This is a genomic window from Pontibacter aquaedesilientis (assembly GCF_014773225.1).
In the GTDB taxonomy this organism is placed as follows: domain Bacteria; phylum Bacteroidota; class Bacteroidia; order Cytophagales; family Hymenobacteraceae; genus Pontibacter; species Pontibacter aquaedesilientis.
Map to the genome: position 1 here is coordinate 15571 of NZ_JACXAJ010000012.1, position 20085 is coordinate 35655.

16 protein-coding genes are annotated in these 20085 nt (G+C 51.7%); 9 read left to right on the top strand and 7 right to left on the bottom strand.

Annotated features, from left to right (window positions below; all coding sequences use genetic code 11):
- Positions 1-88: 88 nt before the first annotated feature.
- Complete coding sequence (asnS, locus tag H9Q13_RS17030; RefSeq protein WP_191185018.1) at positions 89-1528, bottom strand: asparagine--tRNA ligase; 1440 nt, start codon at positions 1526-1528, stop codon at positions 89-91.
- A gap of 305 nt (positions 1529-1833) precedes the next feature.
- On the opposite strand from asnS, the gene rpoN reads away from it, so the two are divergent.
- The 4 genes from rpoN to H9Q13_RS17050 all read left to right on the top strand — a co-directional run bounded on the left by rpoN (position 1834) and on the right by H9Q13_RS17050 (position 5772).
- Positions 1834-3276 (top strand): RNA polymerase factor sigma-54, encoded by a 1443-nt coding sequence (gene rpoN / locus H9Q13_RS17035; RefSeq protein WP_191185019.1) that lies wholly within the window; start codon positions 1834-1836, stop codon positions 3274-3276.
- A 132-nt stretch (positions 3277-3408) separates the two neighbouring features.
- A complete protein-coding gene (locus H9Q13_RS17040; protein WP_191185020.1) occupies positions 3409-4029 on the top strand; it encodes a hypothetical protein in 621 nt (206 codons plus the stop codon).
- Positions 4030-4092: 63 nt separating this feature from the next.
- The gene (locus H9Q13_RS17045; RefSeq protein ID WP_191185021.1) at positions 4093-4875 is read left to right on the top strand and encodes an enoyl-CoA hydratase-related protein; all 783 of its coding nucleotides are present in this window, start codon (positions 4093-4095) and stop codon (positions 4873-4875) included.
- A 171-nt stretch (positions 4876-5046) separates the two neighbouring features.
- Positions 5047-5772 (top strand): TapB family protein, encoded by a 726-nt coding sequence (locus tag H9Q13_RS17050; RefSeq protein ID WP_191185022.1) that lies wholly within the window; start codon positions 5047-5049, stop codon positions 5770-5772.
- Positions 5773-5840: 68 nt separating this feature from the next.
- On the opposite strand, the gene H9Q13_RS17055 is transcribed toward H9Q13_RS17050, so the two are convergent.
- Both H9Q13_RS17055 and H9Q13_RS17060 read right to left on the bottom strand, forming a co-directional pair.
- On the bottom strand, positions 5841-6692 hold the full coding sequence (locus H9Q13_RS17055) for a hypothetical protein (RefSeq protein WP_191185023.1): 852 nt from the start codon (positions 6690-6692) through the stop codon (positions 5841-5843).
- A 93-nt stretch (positions 6693-6785) separates the two neighbouring features.
- Positions 6786-7487 (bottom strand): ABC transporter ATP-binding protein, encoded by a 702-nt coding sequence (locus tag H9Q13_RS17060; RefSeq protein WP_191185024.1) that lies wholly within the window; start codon positions 7485-7487, stop codon positions 6786-6788.
- A gap of 241 nt (positions 7488-7728) precedes the next feature.
- On the opposite strand from H9Q13_RS17060, the gene H9Q13_RS17065 reads away from it, so the two are divergent.
- A complete protein-coding gene (locus H9Q13_RS17065) occupies positions 7729-8307 on the top strand; it encodes a DUF4142 domain-containing protein (protein WP_224744367.1) in 579 nt (192 codons plus the stop codon).
- Positions 8308-8406: 99 nt separating this feature from the next.
- Positions 8407-8979: a DUF4142 domain-containing protein gene (locus H9Q13_RS17070; protein ID WP_191185025.1), complete on the top strand. Its 573-nt coding sequence runs from the start codon at positions 8407-8409 to the stop codon at positions 8977-8979.
- Between the two features lie 51 nt (positions 8980-9030).
- Here H9Q13_RS17070 and uvrA read toward each other — a convergent pair whose 3' ends face one another.
- The 3 genes from uvrA to H9Q13_RS17085 form a co-directional block, all read right to left on the bottom strand.
- On the bottom strand, positions 9031-11925 hold the full coding sequence (gene uvrA / locus H9Q13_RS17075) for an excinuclease ABC subunit UvrA (protein WP_191185026.1): 2895 nt from the start codon (positions 11923-11925) through the stop codon (positions 9031-9033).
- Positions 11926-12079: 154 nt separating this feature from the next.
- Complete coding sequence (locus tag H9Q13_RS17080; RefSeq protein ID WP_191185027.1) at positions 12080-12463, bottom strand: YidH family protein; 384 nt, start codon at positions 12461-12463, stop codon at positions 12080-12082.
- A gap of 98 nt (positions 12464-12561) precedes the next feature.
- Complete coding sequence (locus H9Q13_RS17085; protein WP_191185028.1) at positions 12562-12954, bottom strand: DUF202 domain-containing protein; 393 nt, start codon at positions 12952-12954, stop codon at positions 12562-12564.
- 188 nt (positions 12955-13142) lie between these two features.
- Between H9Q13_RS17085 and H9Q13_RS17090 the strand changes: the two genes are divergently transcribed.
- Genes H9Q13_RS17090 through H9Q13_RS17100 form a run of 3 tightly spaced genes read left to right on the top strand, consistent with a single transcriptional unit; the run spans position 13143 to position 19021 of the window.
- Complete coding sequence (locus H9Q13_RS17090) at positions 13143-15827, top strand: carboxypeptidase-like regulatory domain-containing protein (RefSeq protein ID WP_191185029.1); 2685 nt, start codon at positions 13143-13145, stop codon at positions 15825-15827.
- Positions 15827-16888 carry a DUF4249 domain-containing protein gene (locus H9Q13_RS17095; protein ID WP_191185030.1) on the top strand — a complete coding sequence of 354 codons (1062 nt, stop codon included), beginning with the start codon at positions 15827-15829 and terminating at the stop codon, positions 16886-16888. Before H9Q13_RS17090 ends, H9Q13_RS17095 begins: the two co-directional genes overlap by 1 nt.
- Positions 16889-16930: 42 nt before the next feature.
- The gene (locus H9Q13_RS17100) at positions 16931-19021 is read left to right on the top strand and encodes a hypothetical protein (protein ID WP_224744368.1); all 2091 of its coding nucleotides are present in this window, start codon (positions 16931-16933) and stop codon (positions 19019-19021) included.
- A 106-nt stretch (positions 19022-19127) separates the two neighbouring features.
- On the opposite strand, the gene H9Q13_RS17105 is transcribed toward H9Q13_RS17100, so the two are convergent.
- Complete coding sequence (locus tag H9Q13_RS17105) at positions 19128-19991, bottom strand: LOG family protein (protein ID WP_224744369.1); 864 nt, start codon at positions 19989-19991, stop codon at positions 19128-19130.
- Between the last annotated feature and the right edge of the window lie 94 nt (positions 19992-20085).

The following is a 20085-nucleotide window of genomic DNA, read 5'->3' on the forward strand; positions in this document are numbered from 1 at the left end:
AAGATAGCAAATTTCTAGCCAAACTATTCAAAAAAAGAGCCCGGCTAAGGTATAGCCGGGCTCTTTTAGGTATAAGGTATAGCTTAAATTAAAACTCTGCGTTTTTCGGCGTGCGCGGGAATGGGATCACGTCGCGGATGTTGCCCATACCTGTCACGAACTGCACCATGCGCTCGAAGCCCAAACCGAAGCCGGCGTGTGGGCAGCCACCGAAACGGCGGGTATCCAGGTACCACCACAAGTCTTCCTCTTCAATGCCTACGGCTTTCATGCGCTCCACCAGAATCTCCATGCGCTCCTCACGCTGCGAACCACCCACAATCTCACCGATGCCCGGCGCCAGGATATCCATGGCGGCCACGGTCTTGCCGTCGTCGTTGAGGCGCATGTAGAAGGCCTTGATGTCTTTCGGATAGTCCGTTACAATAACCGGCTTCTTGAAGTGCTTCTCTACCAGGTAGCGCTCGTGCTCGCTCTGCAGATCGATGCCCCACGATACCTCGTACTGGAACTTCTTCTTTTTGTAGGCAGGCGAGTTCATCAGGATGTCAACAGCTTCGGTATAGGTGACGCGCTCAAAGTCGTTGTTCACCACAAACTCCAGCTTCTCGAGCAAGGTCATTTCCTGGCGCTCGTTCTGCGGCTTGGCTTTGTCTTCCTCCACCAGGCGCTGGCCCAGGAACTCAATGTCCTCGCGGTTTTGCTCCAGTGCGTAACGGATGATGTACTTGATGAACTCTTCGGCCAGGTCGGCGTTCATTTTGAGGTCGTGGAATGCCATCTCCGGTTCGATCATCCAGAACTCAGCCAGGTGGCGGGCCGTGTTGGAGTTCTCAGCACGGAAGGTCGGTCCGAAGGTATAAATATCGCTGAAAGCCATGGCTGCCAGCTCGCCTTCCAGCTGGCCAGAAACGGTCAGGTTAGTAGCCTTGCCGAAGAAGTCTTCCTCGTAGTTGATCTTGCCATCTTCGGTGCGCGGCAGGTTATCGAGGTCGAAGTTCGTTACATGGAACATTTCGCCGGCACCCTCTGCGTCAGAAGCCGTGATGATCGGGGTGTGCATGTACACAAATCCCTTCTCGTTGAAAAACTTATGCACGGCAAAAGCCAGCGTGTTGCGCACGCGGAACACCGCCCCGAAGGTGTTTGTACGGAAGCGCAGGTGGGCGATCTCACGCAAAAACTCCAGCGAGTGGGCCTTCTTTTGCAAGGGGTAAGTCTCCGGATCGGCTTTGCCCAGTACCTCGATGGTGTTGGCCACTACCTCGAAGGCCTGTCCTTTGCCTTGCGATGCCACCAGTTCGCCCATGATGGCCACAGCGGCACCGGTCGTTACGTCCTTCAGAGCCTCCTCACCAAACTTCTCGGCGTCGGCCACTACCTGCAGGTTCTGTATCGTAGAGCCGTCGTTCACGGCGATAAAGTTCACAAACTTGTTGCCGCGCTTGGTGCGCACCCAACCCTTCAATAATACCTCTTTGCCTACCTCGGCACCAGTCAACAGTTCTTTTACTTTCGTGCGTTGCATGTGTATGGTTGTTATAGCGTATCAGGATGTAAGATATCAAGATACAAGACGAAATCAATTCTTACTAGTTATTTTTAGGGACTTCAAACATCACAAGCGCCACACGCAGGCAAAACAAGGTACGCTGCAACTAGGGCGAAGCCGGCAAAATTAAACCTAAAATGTCTTGTGTCTAATGTGCTGCTACTTGTCTCTGTTTTAAAATCCCTCAAAGTAACGATATTTTAACCTTTTTTGTAAATGCGAGTAAAATTATCCTAAATTTGAAGGTGCACTAACAGGCACTGAAATCCACTTTTATTACTATGCAGCGACTCGATTTAAGGCAACTCTTATCCCAGAAGTTATCGCCGCAGCAGATACAATTTATCAAGCTGCTGCAGATACCTACTGTTGAGCTCGAAGCGCGCATCAAAGAGGAGATGGAGGTGAACCCGGCACTCGAAGAGGGGCGCGAGGAGCCAGAGAACGAGTATAACGAAACCGAAGAGTACGAAGGCGAGGAAGACTACGGCAAGGACGAGATCGACATCAACGACTACCTGAACGACGATGAGATAAGCGGCTACAAAATGCAGGGCGACCGGGGTGGCAGTGATGACGACGACCGTGAAATGCCGATTGCCGTCACCACCTCACTAACCGACAACCTCCTCGACCAGCTTGGCTTCCTGGATCTCGACGACAAACAATACAACATCGGCATGCAGCTGATCGGTAGCATCGACAGCGATGGCTACATTCGCCGGGAGCTGAGCTCTATAGCCAACGACCTTGCCTTTTCGCAGAACATCATGACAACGGAAGAGGAGATTGAGCAGGTGCTGCACATGATCCAGACGTTTGACCCGGCAGGTATAGCCGCCCGCGATCTGCCGGAGTGTTTGCTGCTGCAGTTGGACCGTCGTGAGCAGGACGAAACCACGCAACTGGCCGAGCGCATTATCAAGGAGTCTTTCGAGGAGTTCACCAAGAAGCATTACCAAAAGATACAAAGCAAGTTTAGCGTAACGGAGGAGGAGCTGAAAAAGGCCATCGACGTTATTATCAAACTCAACCCGAAGCCAGGCGGCAGCGGTGCCGGCATGACGCGGGTGCAGTACATCATACCGGATTTTATCCTGACCAACGAGAACGGGCAGCTGCAGCTATCGCTCAATTCACGCAATGCCCCGGATTTGCGCATCAGCCGTTCCTATGCCGACATGTTCGACGCCTACGACAAGTCGGACAAGAAGGACAAGAAGCTAAAGGAGACCGTAACTTTTGTGAAGCAGAAGCTCGACGCGGCCAAGTGGTTCATCGATGCCATACGCCAGCGCCAGAACACGCTGCTGCGCACCATGGAGGCTATTATCAAGTACCAGCACGAGTTTTTCCTGGAAGGCGACGAGAGCAAGCTGCGGCCTATGATTCTGAAGGACATTGCCGAGGAAATAGGTATGGACATCAGTACTGTGAGCCGCGTGGCCAACAGCAAGGCCGTACAGACAGAGTTCGGCATTTACCCGCTCAAGTACTTCTTCTCCGAAGGTATAGCCACCGACTCCGGTGAGGACGCCAGCAGCCGCGAGGTAAAGCACATCCTCAAAGAGATCATCGACAAAGAGAGTAAGCGCAAGCCGCTTTCGGATGAGAAGATCGAGAAGATGCTCAATGAGAAGGGCTACAACATTGCCCGCCGCACTGTGGCCAAATACCGGGAGCAGCTCAACATACCGGTAGCCCGCCTGCGCAAAGAACTTTAATCGTTGAATGGTTAAATTGTTAAAAGTTAAATTGTTGATTGCACGATTCGTATAAGTCACGACATGTCACCCCGAAGCTATACCTTCCAAACTTTCTAACTCTTAAACTCCCAAACTCTCTAATTCCCAAACTTGAACCGCTCCCTTGCCCGTCTTTTGTCAGTTGCATTTCATCCGCTGCTGATGCCTACTTATCTGTTTGCCATCATCCTCTATTTTCTGCCGACGGCTGCGGTTTCCCTGCCGCCTCAAAGCCGCTGGATTGTGTTGAGCATGATCTTTTTTACCACCTTTATTATACCTGGCTTGGGCGCGTTTGTCATGTTCCGGACAGGCTTTATCGATTCGTATGAGATCGATAGGCGGGAGCAACGCAGCAAGCCCTTGCTTTTCACCGGGCTATGCTACGCCGTTACCACCTACCTGCTGCAGCAGGAACCAGTCTTCGACCAGCTATTTTTCTTTGTGATGGGCATTGTCGCGGCCTCGGTTTTCCTGGCTTGGTTCGTGTCGTTTTTCTGGAAGATCAGTGCGCATGGCATCGGGCTGGGCGGGGCCTTCGGAGTGCTGCTTTTGCTGGATAGGCTTATGCCCGATGCGCAGTTGCTTATACCTATCGTTGGGGCCATACTGGCGTCAGGGGCGGTGATCTCGGCAAGGCTGGCGCTCCATGCGCACACGCCGGCGCAGGTATACGCGGGATTCGGAGCGGGGCTGCTGCTGGTGCTCATTGCCGGAGGCATTGCGCTGTAGCCGTTTTTTGCTCTTAAGGCGATTATCTATACCTTTGGTTATCTACAAACTTAACAAGAAACCATGACCTACGAGTGCCTGCTATATGACGTACAGGATGGCATCGCGACCATCACCCTCAACAGACCAGATGTTTTCAACGCCTTCAACGACCAGCAGAGCTACGACCTGCAGGATGCCCTGAAGCAGGTAACCCGCGACGATAGCGTGCGTGTGGTGGTGCTGACAGGCGCCGGCAAGGCCTTCTGCTCCGGTCAGGATCTGAAAGCGATCGCCAACGCCGATAAGCGTGACCTGTCTGAGTCGCTGGAGAAAAGGTATAACCCCATCATCCGGGCGATGCGCAACCTGCCCAAACCGATCATCTGTAAACTCAACGGTGTGGCTGCCGGTGCCGGCTGCTCCCTGGCCCTGGCCTGCGATATGGTAGTGGCTTCCACGGCTGCCAGCATGATCGAGGTGTTTGTGAACGTGGGTTTGGTGCTCGACTCTGGTTCTTCTTTCTTCCTGCCACGTGTGGTGGGATCCTTGAAGGCTTTTGAACTGAGCACCCTGGGCTCTAAAGTAAGCGCAGAGGAAGCCCTGCAACTGGGTATGGTGAACCGTGTGGTGGCACCAGAAGAACTGGACACAGCCGTTGCCGAACTGGCTGCACGCTATGCCACAGCACCTACCAAAGCCATCGGGTTGATGAAGAAGATGCTGAATAAGTCTTTCAACTCCTCTTTGGACGAAATGCTGGACTACGAGGCCTACTGCCAGAAAATTGCCGGCAACTCCGCTGATTATAAAGAAGGCGTAACTGCCTTTAACGAGAAGCGCAAACCACAGTTCAGAGGAGCTTAATTCGCTATACCTGATACCTACAGCAGCCGGGCCTTGTGCCCGGCTTTTTTTGCCCTGTGTCTAGGGTGATTTACCAGCACCATCCATACCTTCACTCGGATTTGTCCCCAATGCGGGCAAGCCAAAACAGCTATCTGTATCTTTATAAGAGCAATCAAACAGTTTACTGATATGAAGAACGGATACTTTCTACTCACTATTATGCTGCTGTGGTTTGTAATGGCCATACCTGCGGCAACCATTGCCCAGGACTGCAGCGGCTATCTGCTTTTGGCTGAAAATGCCGAGTACGAAATCCTGAACTACAACCAGCGCGACAAACTCACCGGGAAGGTAATGTACAAGGTCACTGATGTGCGCAAGCAAGGCGATAAATCAGAGGCCACCATCCACACCAAAATGTACGATGACAAGGGCAAGCTGGCGAGCGAGGGCAGTTACCAGGTCGGATGCGAGAGTGGCTCTATCTGGATAGACATGCGCTCACTCATGAATCCGGAGATGATGGAGGCCTATAAAAATATGGAGATCAGGATGGAGGGTGACCACATGGACTATCCTGCTACGCTCAGCCCTGGGCAAAAGCTCAAGGACGGCAGCTTTACCATTAATATAGTGGATAAAGGCAGCGGGCAGAATATAAGCACGATCACTATGGCGGTAACTGACCGCACCGTGGGCGAAAGGCAGCAGCTGGAGGTGCCGGCCGGAACTTACCAAGGCTTCAAGATTAATCAGCAGATGGAAATGCAGACGCGTGCCATGGGGATGAAAATGCCCGGCACCCGCATGCAGACAGTCGAGTGGTTTGTGCCCGGCACAGGGTGGGTGAAGTCAGAATCGTACCGTAACGGAAAACTGGTATCGTACAGCGTGCTCAACAAAATAACCAAGTAATGCGCCGGAATGAAAAAGGCCTGCAGGAGTAGCAGGCCTTGATGCGGTTTATTTCGTGATCTGGACAGTTATTGTAAGTCAATCAGTTTAGAGCGACCATTCACTGTTAGCTGTGCAATTTTGTCGCATGGTTCGCCGCCTATCGGGTCAAAGTCAAGTTCGATAGTATAGCCCCGCTCAGTGGTGGTTTTGACTTTGCCCGACACGAAATGGCGTATGCATGGCAAGGTCATAACCCGCTTGAGAGGTTTTTCAATGATGGTGTTGAAAGCTACCCCACGTCGGTTCGTTCCCTCCGATCTGCCCGTGATCAGGTAGACATCATCAGACATTTGCCAGGTGCCGCCGCCTGCTATACGCTCTATAGTCCGATCGGCACTCCAGTTGAATGTACCTTTAGGCGTCGTGATGCTGGCCTTCTGCACCGCCACGTGCATTTTGTCGCTGTTTAGGTAGGTCTTGGTTTTGGTGCCGGTAATCTTGTTGTCGTTTACATGGTAGTCTTGCAGGGTAATCGTGATGGTAGAGCCTGCTTTAAAACGCTGTCCCGTGAACACTGCGATGATCTTGCCTCGTCTGCTGCGACCGTCGCGCCCCACACAGTTCTCGGTTCCGAAGTCGATTACAAGCGTGCGGGTGTTCGCATTGAACGAGCGTGTGGCACAGGCAGGAAAACCTTCCGCAGAACTGGACAGCTGGCCGTTTGACTGGTAATCCTGGCTGTTCAGCTGGTAATCGCCATTGACGGATTCTTCGGCAAAACCATCTGCCGTCGAGAATTCCATCTGAGCCAGCATGTCGACCTCGATGGTCTCTGTGTCCAGTTCAGGGTCGTTTTCATTGTCTTTCTGGCAGGCGGAAAACAAGAGCAGGCAAGGTATAGCCAGCCAATTCAAACTTTTGAGATACGTGTTTTTCATGAAATTTGCAGGTATGGACTATGATTCAATTGTGTATAGCATGAGATCAAATAAATACTTAACGCAATATATAGCAAGTAAATTATAACATCATCAGAAAGAATAACCGATTCCGAAGTTGATATGAGGCGAGGGCACCACAACAATAACAGCGTTCTCGTCGGAGTGCAGTACATGCCCGATGATGTTTTGCTCGATAAGGTCGGCGCCGTTGGTTGCTTTGGCGAACTTAACGCGACCTCCCAAGCCAGCAGAAATCTCGGTGGTGAAGTGCCGTCCCAACTGAAATTGCCCGCCCAAATGGTAACTGAGGTCCAGGGCATGCTGGTATAGCCTGCCCACAAAGCGGAAATCCGGATCGTTGGGAGGAACCTGTGGCAGCTCAAACACATTGCGCTCAAACACCACAAACCGGTAACTGAACATCGGGCCATGAAAGAAACCGAAGGGTGCTTTTTTCTTTTTGGAAGTATGGTAGCGCTGGCTCATCCGGATCCCGATTCCCATGGCGTCTTTCTCCTCAGGAGGGCCCCATCCCTCGCCCTTAAAATGACTTTTGTAGAGGTAGCTCAACCCAATCTCGTTGCTGATTCGGGGCGAACGAACTTTCTCATACGAAAGAAAGATTTCCCCATAGTGTAGCGGATGTATTTTTAGTATCTTGTCGTGGTCGCGGTCGATGCTCCGCATTTCTTCTTTATCCTCTTGCTCGGCCGTTTGGGCATGAGCGAGAGAGCAAATACAGGCAAGCAGCAGTATACCTGCAAGCCGGAGCACTGGGTGTGGTCTATTCATAAAGCAGCATCTGACGAGTGAGTTTTTATTCTGGTTTATAGCGGTTTACGTTCTATCTAGTTTTGTGGTGATGTAGTAGCTTGGCCTCTTGACCGGCCAAAGCGCAAACAACGGCAGGTGATACCTGCTTAAACATAAGTACATCCTATATTAAATGCTGTTAATATAACTCCATAGGATTTGGGGCGTATATCAATTTGTTCAAGCTATTATTATATAAAACTAAAAAGAAACCACGACTATGAAAAAAATTGCAACAACAGGATTAATGGCCTGCGCCTTTTTATTCGGCACAATAGCCTGTAACCAAAAAACTGACAGTGTAGAAGAGGCCCAGGAGGCCACCGAGGAGCGCTTTGAGGACACTGCAATGGAAGACCAGCGTGAAGACGCGGCAGAGTTTATGACCAAGTCGGCCAGCAGCAGCATGATGGAAATAGAGGCAAGCAAGTTGGCACAGCAAAAGGCTACCAACCCGCAGGTAAAAGAGTTTGCCAACATGATGGTGAATGACCATACCGCAGCCAGCAAAGAGATGCGCGAATTGGCTACCAGCAAGAACATCACAATGCCAGACAGCATGAGCAGCGACCACATGGACCACGTGCGTGACTTGCGTGACAAGACAGGCGCTGACTTCGATAAAGCCTATTTGGACCGCATGCTGAGTGCGCACGAAAACGATGTGGAAAGATTTGAGGACGTGGCAGAGGACGCCGATTATGAGGATGCAGAGGTAAAGGCTTTCGCAAGCAAAACCCTGCCAAAGCTGCGCCAGCACCACGAGCGTGCCAAGCAGATCAGAGACATGTTGAAATAAGCCTCAGCCTTTTTGACTGATATTACAGCATTGTATCCCGTGCTGATAGTAAGCATCTGCAGTTTTCGCTGCAGATGCTTGTATTTTAAGAACAAGTGTATGACAAGCAGATTGACTACATACGCAGCCTGTGCGCTGCTAATGCTGGGTAGCTTTGGCTGCGCCGGCGACGATAGTATAGAACAAGCGGCAGACCAGAGTACGCAGCAGTTTGAAGCAGCCGGCGTGCAGGGCATGAAAAACGATGCCCTGTTTATGGCAGAAGCGGCCAGCGCCAACATGCTGCAGGTACAGTTAGGCGAACTGGCGCTTGAAAGGGCCGTAAGCCCGGAAGTGAAGGAAATGGCCCAGGAAATGACCGCAGGGCACAGGAAAGTGGTCGAAGATCTGGAGAATATTGCCGTACAGGGCAACTTTGTACTACCGACTATGCTGGGAAGTGCCCATCAGAAGGTATACGATGAGGTGAGTGGCGAGACAGGTATAGGCTTTGACCTGGCCTACATCAAACGCATCCGCGAAGAGCATGAGAGCCTCTTGGACCGTTACGAAGACATGGCGGAGAATGCAAAAGACATGGATGTAAAGCAATTCGCATCGAAGCAATTGCCGCTCCTGCGACAACACCTGCAAAAGGCTGAACAACTGGAAGACAGAGTGGGAGACATTTAAAAAAACCGCTACCATTGTTTGGTAGCGGTTTTTTATCTGTGTCTATACCTGTTAAGCCTGTCCGTTCTCCCGGTAGTGGCTGGTCTTCAACTCCTCTTTCAGGAAACGGGCGGTATAGCCCTTGCCTTTTTTGGCAACATCCTCCGGTGTGCCGGCCGCCACAATGGTGCCACCGCCCTCACCGCCTTCCGGCCCGATGTCGATGATCCAATCGGCGATCTTGATCAGGTCCAGGTTATGTTCAATGATGAGCACCGAGTTGCCTTTATCAGTGAGCTTGTGCAGTACCTCGCTTAGGTGCTCAATGTCCTGGAAGTGCAGGCCAGTGGTCGGCTCATCCAGAATGTAGAGTGTCTTGCCAGTGTCCTTCTTCGACAGTTCCGTGGCTAGTTTCACACGCTGCGCCTCACCACCCGACAGGGTGGTGGCCTGCTGGCCGAGGGTGATGTAGCCCAAACCTACCTCGTTTAGTGTCTGAATCTTGCGTAGAATGCGCGGCTGACTCTCGAAAAACTCCACAGCCTGCTCCACGGTCATATCCAGCACATCGGTAATACTCTTGCCCTTGAAGCGTACTTCCAGCGTTTCGCGGTTGTAGCGTTTGCCTTTGCATACTTCACAAGGCACATACACATCGGGCAGGAAGTTCATCTCGATTGTGCGCATACCCGCACCTTCGCAAGCCTCGCAGCGGCCACCTTTCACGTTAAACGAGAAACGGCCTGGCGTATAACCCCTGATTTTCGCTTCCGGAAGCTGTGCAAACAGTGTTCGGATGTCGGTGAACACACCGGTATACGTAGCAGGGTTGGAGCGTGGCGTACGGCCAATCGGTGACTGGTCTACCTCGATCACCTTGTCGATGTGCTCCAGACCTTCGATCTTTTTATAAGGCAGCGGATCGCGTTTGGCCCGGAAGAAATGCGTGTTCAGGATTGGGTAGAGTGTATCGTGTATGAGCGAGGACTTGCCGCTGCCCGATACACCGGTCACGCATACCATTTTGCCAAGCGGCAGCTCCAGGGTTACGTTCTTCAGGTTATGACCTGTAGCACCTTTGAGTTTTAATACTTCGCCTGTACCCGCTCGCTTTACACGCGGCACTTCTATACCCCGGCGGTTGCTCAGAAAGTCGGCAGTGGTGGTGCCGGCCTTCATCATATCCTCCGGCGTGCCAGCGGTTACCACCTGCCCCCCGTGTATACCTGCGCCCGGTCCTATATCCACTACATAGTCAGCCTGCAGAATCATGTCCTTGTCGTGCTCCACTACAATAATAGAGTTGCCCAAATCGCGGAGGTCCTGAAGGGCTTTGATCAAACGCTCGTTGTCGCGCTGGTGCAGCCCGATACTTGGTTCATCCATGATGTAAAGCACGCCCACCAGCTGCGTACCGATCTGCGTGGCTAGTCGTATTCGCTGACTTTCGCCTCCCGAAAGTGTTTTCACAGGGCGGTGCAGGCTCAGGTAGTCCAGCCCCACATCCAGCAAAAAGCCGATGCGCTTGCGAATTTCTTTCAGCAGTTCGCGGGCAATCACGTTCTGGCGTTCGTTCATGCGGTCTTCCACACCCTCAAACCAGGCGGCCAGTTTGTTGATGTCGAGTACGGACAGTTGCCCTATGTTGGTGTTGTCGATCTTGAAGTGCAGCGACTCTTTTTTGAGCCTATACCCATTGCACTCGGGGCAAGTAGTGGTCTGCGCAAAGTCTTCTACCCAGCTGCGGATGTTATCTGAGTCAGACTCCATCTGGTTTTTGAGGAAGTTGACTATCCCCTCAAACTCCACCACATAGTTGCCTTTTTTGGTGTTTACCTCAAGGTCTTCATCCAAACCGTATAGCAACACCTTCAGCACATCCTCCGGCAAATCTTTGATCGGCGTCGAAACCGACACTTTGAAGTGCTTGAACAATGCCTCGATCTGCTTGAAGATCCAGATATCGCGGTACTCGCCGAGCGGCGCTATACCTCCACGGCGGATGCTCAGGCTGTTGTCAGGTATAACCGACTCTTCGGTGATCTCTTGTATCTCACCTAAGCCGTTGCACACCGGGCAGGCACCGTAAGGCGAGTTAAATGAGAAGGAGTTAGGAGCCGGATCGTCATACGCTATACCTGTGGCGGGGTCCATGAGGTGGCGCGAGAAGAAGTGTGTCTTGTCAGCATCTGCGTCCAAAATCAGTACCGTGCCCTTGCCGTGTGTGAGTGCGTTCTGGATAGAGCCCGACAGGCGGAAGCGGTCTTCCTCTTTCACCACGATCTTGTCGATCACAATCTCAATGTCGTGGATCTTATACCTGTCCACCTGCATCTTTGGGGCGATCTCGACTAACTCACCATCCACACGGGCACGGATAAAGCCCATCTTGCGGATTTGCTGGAACAACTCGCGGTAGTGGCCCTTACGGCCTTTCACCACCGGGGCCAGCACGACAATGCGCTTGCCATCGAAGTTCTCAAGAATGTGGTTGACGATCTGTTCATCGCTTTGGCGCACCATTTTCTCACCGGTCTCGTAGCTGAAAGCCTCGGCGGTGCGTGCCCAGAGCAGACGCATGAAGTCATAGATCTCGGTGATGGTGCCAACTGTGGAGCGTGGGTTTCGGCTGGTTGTTTTCTGCTCAATGGAGATTACTGGCGACAGGCCTTCAATCTTATCCACATCGGGACGTTCCAGTCCGCCCATAAAGGAGCGGGCATAGGCCGAGAAGGTTTCCATGTAGCGGCGCTGCCCTTCGGCATAAATGGTGTCGAAAGCCAGCGAGGACTTGCCCGAGCCACTAATGCCGGTAAAGACAACCAGCTTGTAGCGCGGCAGCTTGATGGAAATGTTTTTGAGGTTATGTTCGCGGGCGCCGTATACTTCTATCTGCTGGGTTTCTCCGTTTTCGGAGAAGGCAGCGGCGGTGCCGGTCGTGGTTTCTTGCGCTTGGTTAAAAGCCATTCAGGAATGCTTGATTTTAAATAGCAAAGGTATAAAAATATCAGCGCTTTGCTGTTGCAGAGTGCTAACCTATCTTAACAGTAAACGGCAGTAAATGGTTTAGCAGAAGCAGGTTTGTTTGAGCGGAGGCAAAAGCCGGCAAATGGAGCGGCGATCAGTCGATGTTGCCGTAGTTGGATGTCTCTTTTTCATGAACCGTGTCGTAGTGCTGGCTGGTATGGGAGTTGCACTTCCGCTGGCTTTTGATATTTTTTTGCTTGACCAGGTATCGCGCAAAACTGTAGATGGCCAGGAGCAGTCCCAGCGCCATCAAGAAGAGGCCCAATAGCTGCATATAAGTGCGTTCTGAGAACTTAATGGCAGCAAAGCCCCCGGCTATCAGTGCTATGGCAGTGCGCAGGTAGGCCATTAAGGTTCGCTCGTTGGCAAAAATGGTGCGCTGTATCGCCGTCAGGTCCCGAATCTCCGAGTTTTTCTTTTCCTGCTTCTTGATCTTCTTCTTCAGTTTCCGGATTTCTTCCTGTTCCTGCTCAGACATAGTCCGTTCTTTTTCCTAAAATATACGAAACAACAAAGAAAAACGCGTAAAGAAGCCAGGCAGGGTGACTACAATAGAGACATTGACGGAAGGTGAAATTACCGGAGACCGCCTAAGTGGTCATGAATTGCCTCGTCCTGATTATGTGCCCGCTCGTGTTCGTGGCTCGTAGGGTTGTAGTCGCGGTGGTGACCTTCAATGATTTTCTGTTTGTAACGGTACCTGACAAAGCTGTAAATACCCAGAATGATACCAAAGGGTATCAGGATACCTCCTATAATCTCCAGGTATAGATCATCCGATAGCTTTACGGCAAAGAAGCCGCCGACAGAAATTGTCATAGAAGTGCGCAGGTAGGCCATCAGCGTGCGTTCGTTGGCGAAGATGGTGCGCTGCGCGGCCATGTAATCCCGGATCTCATCGTTCTTCTTCTCCTGGATCTTTAGCTTCTTCTTGAGTTTTCTTATCGTTTCTTTGTCAGTCTCTACCATGGCGTGTTGTCTCTTTTAAATATACGTTTCGGATGAGGCAAAGTAGGCGTTTAGGTATAATATAGGATGTTTGATAACTCCTGTTTTATATTTCAATGTTAAAACTATATATTGCTATGTTGCAAATTCAGCCCCTGATATTTTGACGGAAAACTGATGCACAGAAACGCCGATTCCGCTACTACCGAATGAGAAGATTTTACCGTATTGTTTTGCTCTCCGCTCTTGTGTTGCTGGCTGGTAACCTATGGGCTCAAAGCTCAGATCAGCTATACCTGACGGTCAATTATCAGAACAAGCCCTTACAGGAAGTGCTGCATGAACTTGAAAAGCAGCATGGCCTCCGGATATTTTACCAACCAGAATGGGTGGAGCAGGTTCGGGTCACACAGACATTTGAGCGGGAGCCGCTTCCCAACGCTCTGAGGCAATTACTTGAAAAGGCACAGCTCTCTTTCGTATTTTATGATAGCCAAACAGTTTTGCTGGTCCCATTGTCGGCTGCGGGCTTGTTTCAAATTGATACTGCCAGTACGGGGGCTGTTGCAGGTATAGCTGGCATCGGCAGAACGGTGACGCTGAGTGGCAATGTGCGAAACGCTAAGACAGGCGAGCCTTTTATCGGGGCAACTGTCCTGCTGGAAGAGGCCCAAAAAGGGATAGTGGCAGATGAACGGGGCTTTTATACGCTAACAGTTCCGACTGGTGACTATACCCTGCGTATCAGGGCCGTAGGTATGACCGAAGACAAAAGACGCGTACGGCTGCAACAGAGCAAAACCATGAACGTGGAATTGTTTGAGGTGAGCAATCAGCTTCGTGAGGTGCAGGTGTCGGCCAAGGCCCCTGACCATAATGTGGAAAGCCTGGAAATGGGCGTGGCCCGACTCTCCATACAGGAAGTGAAAAAAATGCCGATGTTCATGGGTGAGGTGGACGTGGTGCGCAGCGTGATAGCCCTGCCCGGCGTAACGACAGTAGGAGAGGGGGCCTCCGGTTTCAACGTGCGGGGGGGCAGCATCGACCAGAACCTGGTGTTGCAGGACCAGGCACCGCTTTTCAGCTCTTCTCACCTCTTCGGTTTCTTCTCGGTTTTCAACCCCAACATGGTGAAAGATGTCACGCTATTCCGGGGCGGTATACCTGCGCGTTATGGCGGCCGCATTTCGTCGGTGCTGGATGTGGAACTAAAAGAAGGAAATAAGAAAGTCCCTATTTTGAGCGGAGGCATCGGCCTGCTGTCGAGCCGCCTGATGGTGGAGGGGCCGCTCGTGAAAGACAAAGCCTCTTTTGTGATAGGCGGTCGGGGCGCCTATCCGGGTCTGGTACTGCGCTATATGCCCGATAAGTCGATACGCGACAGCGACGGCTATTTTTATGATTTCAATGCCAAAGTAGGGTATATGCTTAGTGACAAAGACCAGTTCGTGGCATCCGGTTACCTGAGTCGCGACGGCTTTCGGTTTGGTGCTGACACCACCTATACCTGGGGCACGGCCACCGGCACCGTGCAGTGGAACCATACCTTCAGCGATAAGCTCTTCTCGACGGTAACCGGCGTTGTAGGCGACTATGATTATGGTGTGCGTGCTGAAACTGTTCCGTCCGACTTTAGTCTCGACTCCGATATCCGCTACAAACTGCTGCAAGCGCACTTTAGTTACGAGCCATCTGTGCAGCACAAGATCGGCCTGGGCGCTTCTTCCTCCTGGTACAATTTCAACCCCGGCGTACTTTCACCAAGCTCTGAGCAATCCAGTTTGCTGGCTATCAGCATGCCGCGCGAACGGTCCCTGGAATCGGCCCTATACCTGGATCATGAATATGCTTTCAGTCCAAGGGTGTCGGTCGCTTATGGCCTGCGCTATTCTGCTTATTTCAACCTGGGCCCGGGCGATGTATATGTCTACAACCCGGAAGTGCCAAGGCGTGAGTCTACTATCATCGATACGCTTAACTATGCCAATGGCGGCTTGATACAGCAGTATAATTACCTTGAGCCAAGGGCCTCTGTGCGGGTGAGCCTGGGTAAGAACAGCTCTGTCAAACTGGGATACAATCGCATGGCGCAGTACATTCACCTGATCTCCAACACGACCGCTGCCTCTCCCGTGGATATCTGGAAGACCAGCAACCCGTACCTCAAACCGCAGATAGGCGACCAAATAGCGCTAGGGTTTTTCAGGAACATACAAGATAACTCAATAGAGTTTTCGGCAGAGGCCTACTACAAGAAACTGCACAACCTGGTGGAGTACAAGGATGGAGCGCAGTTGCTTCTGAACAGCACCCTGGACGCTGATCTGCTGCCGGGCGACGGTAAGGCTTACGGATTGGAACTAATGATGCGCCGCAGAGGGAAGAAACTAACCGGCTGGGCCAGCTATACCTATTCCAGGTCACTGCGCCGCGTAGATGGCCCGACTCCCGAAGAGAAGATCAACAATGGCAACTACTTTCCGTCTAACTTCGACAAGCCGCATGACCTCACGCTGGTGTTGAATCAGCAGCTGAGTCGCCTGGTGAGCTTCTCGGCTAACTTCACCTACAGTACCGGCAGGCCCATCACCTACCCGGAGTCGGTCGCCATAATAGATGGGCTGCTGATGGTAAATTACAGCGAACGCAACCAGCATCGCATACCGGACTACCACCGCCTGGACCTGGCCCTGGTGATTGACGGAACCAACAAACGAAATGCCAACTGGGTGAGTAGCTGGGCATTTTCGATATATAACGCATACGGACGCCAGAATCCGTACTCGGTATTCTTCAAGGCCAGTTACGGCGGCACCGTTCCGCAGGCTTACCGGCTGTCTGTCATAGGCTCAGCGGTGCCGGCTATCACTTACAATTTCAAGATAACAAAATAATGCAGGGAAGAACACGACACAAAAGCTGGTTGTGGGCGCTGCTGCTCACTTTCCTGAGCCTACAGGCTTGTGTGGAGCCCTTCGAGCTGAAAACCGGTACCGGAAAGCGATCGTTGGTGGTGAGTGGCATGGTAACAGACCAGAACCAGCCGGAGCTGAACAAAGTGACCCTCTCCTGGACCGAGCCTTTTGACGGGGAGACAAAGAAAGTGTTGAACGAGCCCGTGTTGGGGGCCAAGGTTACGCTACAGGACAACCGGGGCAACAGTATGCAATTGACAGAGGGTGCCCGGGGAGTTTACACACTTTGGGAAGATAATTTCCGGGTAGAGCAGGGCAGGGTCTATTCGCTCAGTATCAGGCTACCCGATGGAAGGGAGTATGCATCAAGACCTGAATTGCTTCGCCCGGCGGTGCCCATCCAAGGTATAGGTTATGAGTTCAAAGAGTTCATTAACATAGTCCGAAACTCGGCAGGTGTGTTAATTGAGCGCAGATCGATGGGGTTTGAAGTAAAGGCACAGGTGCAGGACCCTACGGAGCGCGGCAATTACTACCGCTGGGACACAGAAGGCGTTTTTGAGTATTTCTCAAATGTAGGGGATCAGCCTATACCCTCACAGTGCTGGGCCAATGTGGGAAGCGTCAACACCAAGGCTGTAGCTGCGGATGACCGCCTTGTAAATGGTAGGTTGTTCGAGCAGCCTGTAGCAGTAGTGCCTGCTGACATCCCTACCAAATACCGCATCAAAATACGCCAATATTCTCTCACCGCAGAGGCTTACGAGTTTTGGAGATTGTTAAATCAGCAGCAGTCCAGCGTGGGCAGCATCTTCGACCCGCCTCCGGCACGAATCAACGGCAATGTGTTTAGTATAACGAATCCTGAAGAACAGGTCGTCGGTTATTTTAACGTTTCTTCGTTTACTGAACAGTTCCTGATGATCAACCGGTCGACTTATGCTCCCTTCCCAGGATTGCCTTATGAGTTGCCAATAGGCGATTGTCGTTACTTGGGGCTGTACCCGAATGTGACTGTAGAAAGACCAATTGGATTCTAGGCCAAGGGCAGAATATTGATGCAGATTCTAGCAAATTACCGCATGAAAAAACTAACAAAAATACTTTGGCTGTTGGCTATTACGCTGCTGAGCAATCCAGTGCTCGGGCAACAGCGGCAAGTGGATGTAGCCGGAGCAGCCCAGGTGCAAATGCTGTTGTCCGATGAACAGGTGCGGCTCGTGCATAGTCAGCCCTGGTACGCTGCTGGTGAAAGGCTCTGGTATAAGGCTTTTGTCAACCGCAACTCCTCAAACCCTCCAAGCAAGGCACTGTATGTCACGCTACTGGATGCCAGGGGAAACACCATCATCAACCAACGCCTGGTCGTGGAGGAAGGTATGGCTAACAGCGACATAGAGTTGCCGAAGGAGCTGCCATCAGGGAACTATACCTTGGTTGCGGCCACCAACTGGATGAAAAACTTCAGCGAAAAGCAACAGTACCGGGAGCAATTACTCATTGTCAACCCTCGTGAAGTAATGGCTTTACGGAATATAAAAGCAAATCACAAACCTCTGCACGTTCAGTTCTTCCCCGAATCTAATAGTTTGCTAGCTGGCAAAACATCCAGAGTAACGGTGTTGGTGACAAATGCGGCAGGTATAGGTATAGCCGCGCAGGGCACGGTAACAGACTCAACAGGAAGAGCCGTTGCATCCTTCCGAAGCGATGACACAGGAGTTGGAGCTTTTGAGTTGAAGGCGGATCTCGAGCAAGCATATGTGGCGCAGGTACAAGCCGAAGGCTACCAGACGCTGCGTGTCGCCCTGCCAAAGGCAAAGCAAAATGGGTTGGCATTATCGGTAACAGAAAAAAGCAACACAGGTATAAAGGTCGATGTGCGCAGCACCATGCCTTGGGCTTATACCTTGTTGGCAGAAAGCGGGGGCAAGGTATACTTTACACACAGTGCGAAAGGGACAGGAGAAGTGACCGTGCCTTGGCAGGAAAAACCGGGCGAGGCGGTCCGGTTGATGCTGCTTAACCCGGGTGGCCTGGTAGAGGCAGAGCAATCGGTTATGTATCCAGGCATAGCACCCGCACTGCAGGTAAGCACTGATCGCAGGCAATATGGAACACGGCAGCAGGTCTCGGTTACGCTGCAAGGTATACCACAGGCTGTGACCGCAGCGGTGGCTGTAGCAGCTCAGCAGGCAGATTCCCACAGGCCCCTGGCCGGCAATCCGGTAACAGGAGGAAATGCTGGTGAGGGCAGTCAATTCCTGGCGCACACAGCTGACGAAGGATTGTGGCAGGATATTCTGCAAGGGAAGAAAGAGGGTAGTCATGCGCGGGAACCTATCGTAGAGCCTATCAGTCGAGCAGGTATAGCAAGGCCTTTTATCAGCAGTACTTTCGTTACCCGCACCGATACAGCTTTTGTGCAGGCCTTACCACCGAGTGTGGTGGCATACGCGCAGAAAATCCACACCTTAGCTCACATCAACGAAATATATGGGCTAACTGAGCCCCACGCACCAGCCATATTACCCCGGCTGCCTGCCGACCGTGTCTACAAACTAGATGACTACATCGCTTTCAACAATGTGGAAGAGGCCATAAAGGAAGTGACCACAAACATTAGAATGCGGAAGAAAAAAGGAAGACAGACAGTGCGCCTGCTTTATGTGGCACCGGGTACGAAACGGATGATGAAGCAGGAACCGCTATACCTATTGGATGGCGTGATCGTGGACGGTATGGAGGAGATGCTGGCACTCGACCTGAACGATATCGCCTCGATTGAAATAGCCTGGTCTGAAGAAAAACTATATGCCGGCAACCTGGGTCAAATGGTGGACAATGGCATGTTTGCCATTTACACAAAGAGCGGCGAAGCCAGAGAACAGCTAAAAGAGAAAGGGCTGCCAATGCTTTATGAGCAGTACAACCTGCCCCAAAATTTTATCTCCCTTTCCGGTATACCTGGGGAGGGTGGGCCATCTACCCCGGATTTAAAGCAATTGATTTTCTGGGAGCCGACATTGCACTTGGGGCCGGATGGCAAGGCCAAATTTACTTTCTATACCTCAGACGAAACGGGCACTTTTAGGGTAAAGGTACTAGGGCAGACTGCCGAGGGCATACCTGTTAGTGGGGAGGCAGAGTTTGAGGTGAAGCTTGTGAACTGAATCAATCAGAGAGCTATGTTTGTAGCGTCTATCCTCCGGTAACAAAAAACAGAAACGCCTGCTGTACCAACAGCAGGCGTTTCTGTGTAACGAAAATACTCCGTGATTAAAAGTTCGGAGACAGCAGGTATTTGCTGTAGAACTCGTCGATTACTTTTACGGCTTCTGTGGCGTCGTCCACGATGTGGATCAGGTCCATGTCCTCCGGGCTGATGTTGCTTTCCATCTTCAGCATGACATCCTCCACCCACTTAAACAGGCCTTCCCAGTACTCGCGTCCTACCAGCACGATCGGGAATGCGCCGATCTTTTTGGTCTGGATCAGGGTAATGGCTTCGAACAACTCATCGAGCGTGCCAAAGCCGCCCGGCATCACGATAAAGCCCTGCGCATACTTCACGAACATCACCTTGCGGACAAAGAAATAGTCGAAATTGATGAGCTTGTCAGAGTCGATGTAGATGTTGTTGAACTGCTCAAAAGGCAGCTGTATATTCAGACCAACGGATTTGCCGCCCTCCGAGTGAGCGCCTTTGTTGCCGGCCTCCATAATACCCGGACCACCGCCCGTGATCACGCCATAGCCATGGCGCACTAGTTTGGCTGCGATCTCCTCGGCCATAATGTAGTACTTGTGCGTGTTCTTGGTACGGGCTGACCCGAAGATCGAAACACAAGGGCCGATCTTGGACAGTTTCTCAAATCCTTCCACAAACTCCGACATCACCTTGAATATCTGCCAGGAGTCGGCAATCTTGATTTCGTTCCAGTCTTTGTCTACAAACGCCTGTCTGATCTTGATGTCTTCTTCAGATGCTGGCGGAGCCGTTATCTGGCCGTTCTCACGGAGGTCGGTTATTGATTTTGCTTTATTCTCGTTAACATCCGGGTTAAGGATGGTCTGCCCGCTGCCGCTGTTGTGCGACTCGTCGTTGAGCTTGGTCTTGCTTGTTTTTCTAAGCTTTGTCATAATAATTCTTCGTCTTCTTCAGGAGGCAGGCCTCCTGCGGCACACTCACGTTGAGGCGCCTTCTTCAGGTTAATAAATAATTTTAAGGGTGTGT

Bases quoted from the DNA above. Each gene is read 5' to 3' on its own strand.
- asnS (WP_191185018.1), bottom strand. From the start codon at position 1,528: ATGCAACGCACGAAAGTAAAAGAACTGTTGACTGGTGCCGAGGTAGGC.
- rpoN (WP_191185019.1), top strand. From the start codon at position 1,834: ATGCAGCGACTCGATTTAAGGCAACTCTTATCCCAGAAGTTATCGCCG.
- H9Q13_RS17045 (WP_191185021.1), top strand. From the start codon at position 4,093: ATGACCTACGAGTGCCTGCTATATGACGTACAGGATGGCATCGCGACC.
- H9Q13_RS17050 (WP_191185022.1), top strand. From the start codon at position 5,047: ATGAAGAACGGATACTTTCTACTCACTATTATGCTGCTGTGGTTTGTA.
- H9Q13_RS17055 (WP_191185023.1), bottom strand. From the start codon at position 6,692: ATGAAAAACACGTATCTCAAAAGTTTGAATTGGCTGGCTATACCTTGC.
- H9Q13_RS17060 (WP_191185024.1), bottom strand. From the start codon at position 7,487: ATGAATAGACCACACCCAGTGCTCCGGCTTGCAGGTATACTGCTGCTT.
- H9Q13_RS17065 (WP_224744367.1), top strand. From the start codon at position 7,729: ATGAAAAAAATTGCAACAACAGGATTAATGGCCTGCGCCTTTTTATTC.
- H9Q13_RS17070 (WP_191185025.1), top strand. From the start codon at position 8,407: ATGACAAGCAGATTGACTACATACGCAGCCTGTGCGCTGCTAATGCTG.
- uvrA (WP_191185026.1), bottom strand. From the start codon at position 11,925: ATGGCTTTTAACCAAGCGCAAGAAACCACGACCGGCACCGCCGCTGCC.
- H9Q13_RS17080 (WP_191185027.1), bottom strand. From the start codon at position 12,463: ATGTCTGAGCAGGAACAGGAAGAAATCCGGAAACTGAAGAAGAAGATC.
- H9Q13_RS17085 (WP_191185028.1), bottom strand. From the start codon at position 12,954: ATGGTAGAGACTGACAAAGAAACGATAAGAAAACTCAAGAAGAAGCTA.
- H9Q13_RS17090 (WP_191185029.1), top strand. From the start codon at position 13,143: ATGAGAAGATTTTACCGTATTGTTTTGCTCTCCGCTCTTGTGTTGCTG.
- H9Q13_RS17095 (WP_191185030.1), top strand. From the start codon at position 15,827: ATGCAGGGAAGAACACGACACAAAAGCTGGTTGTGGGCGCTGCTGCTC.
- H9Q13_RS17100 (WP_224744368.1), top strand. From the start codon at position 16,931: ATGAAAAAACTAACAAAAATACTTTGGCTGTTGGCTATTACGCTGCTG.
- H9Q13_RS17105 (WP_224744369.1), bottom strand. From the start codon at position 19,991: ATGACAAAGCTTAGAAAAACAAGCAAGACCAAGCTCAACGACGAGTCG.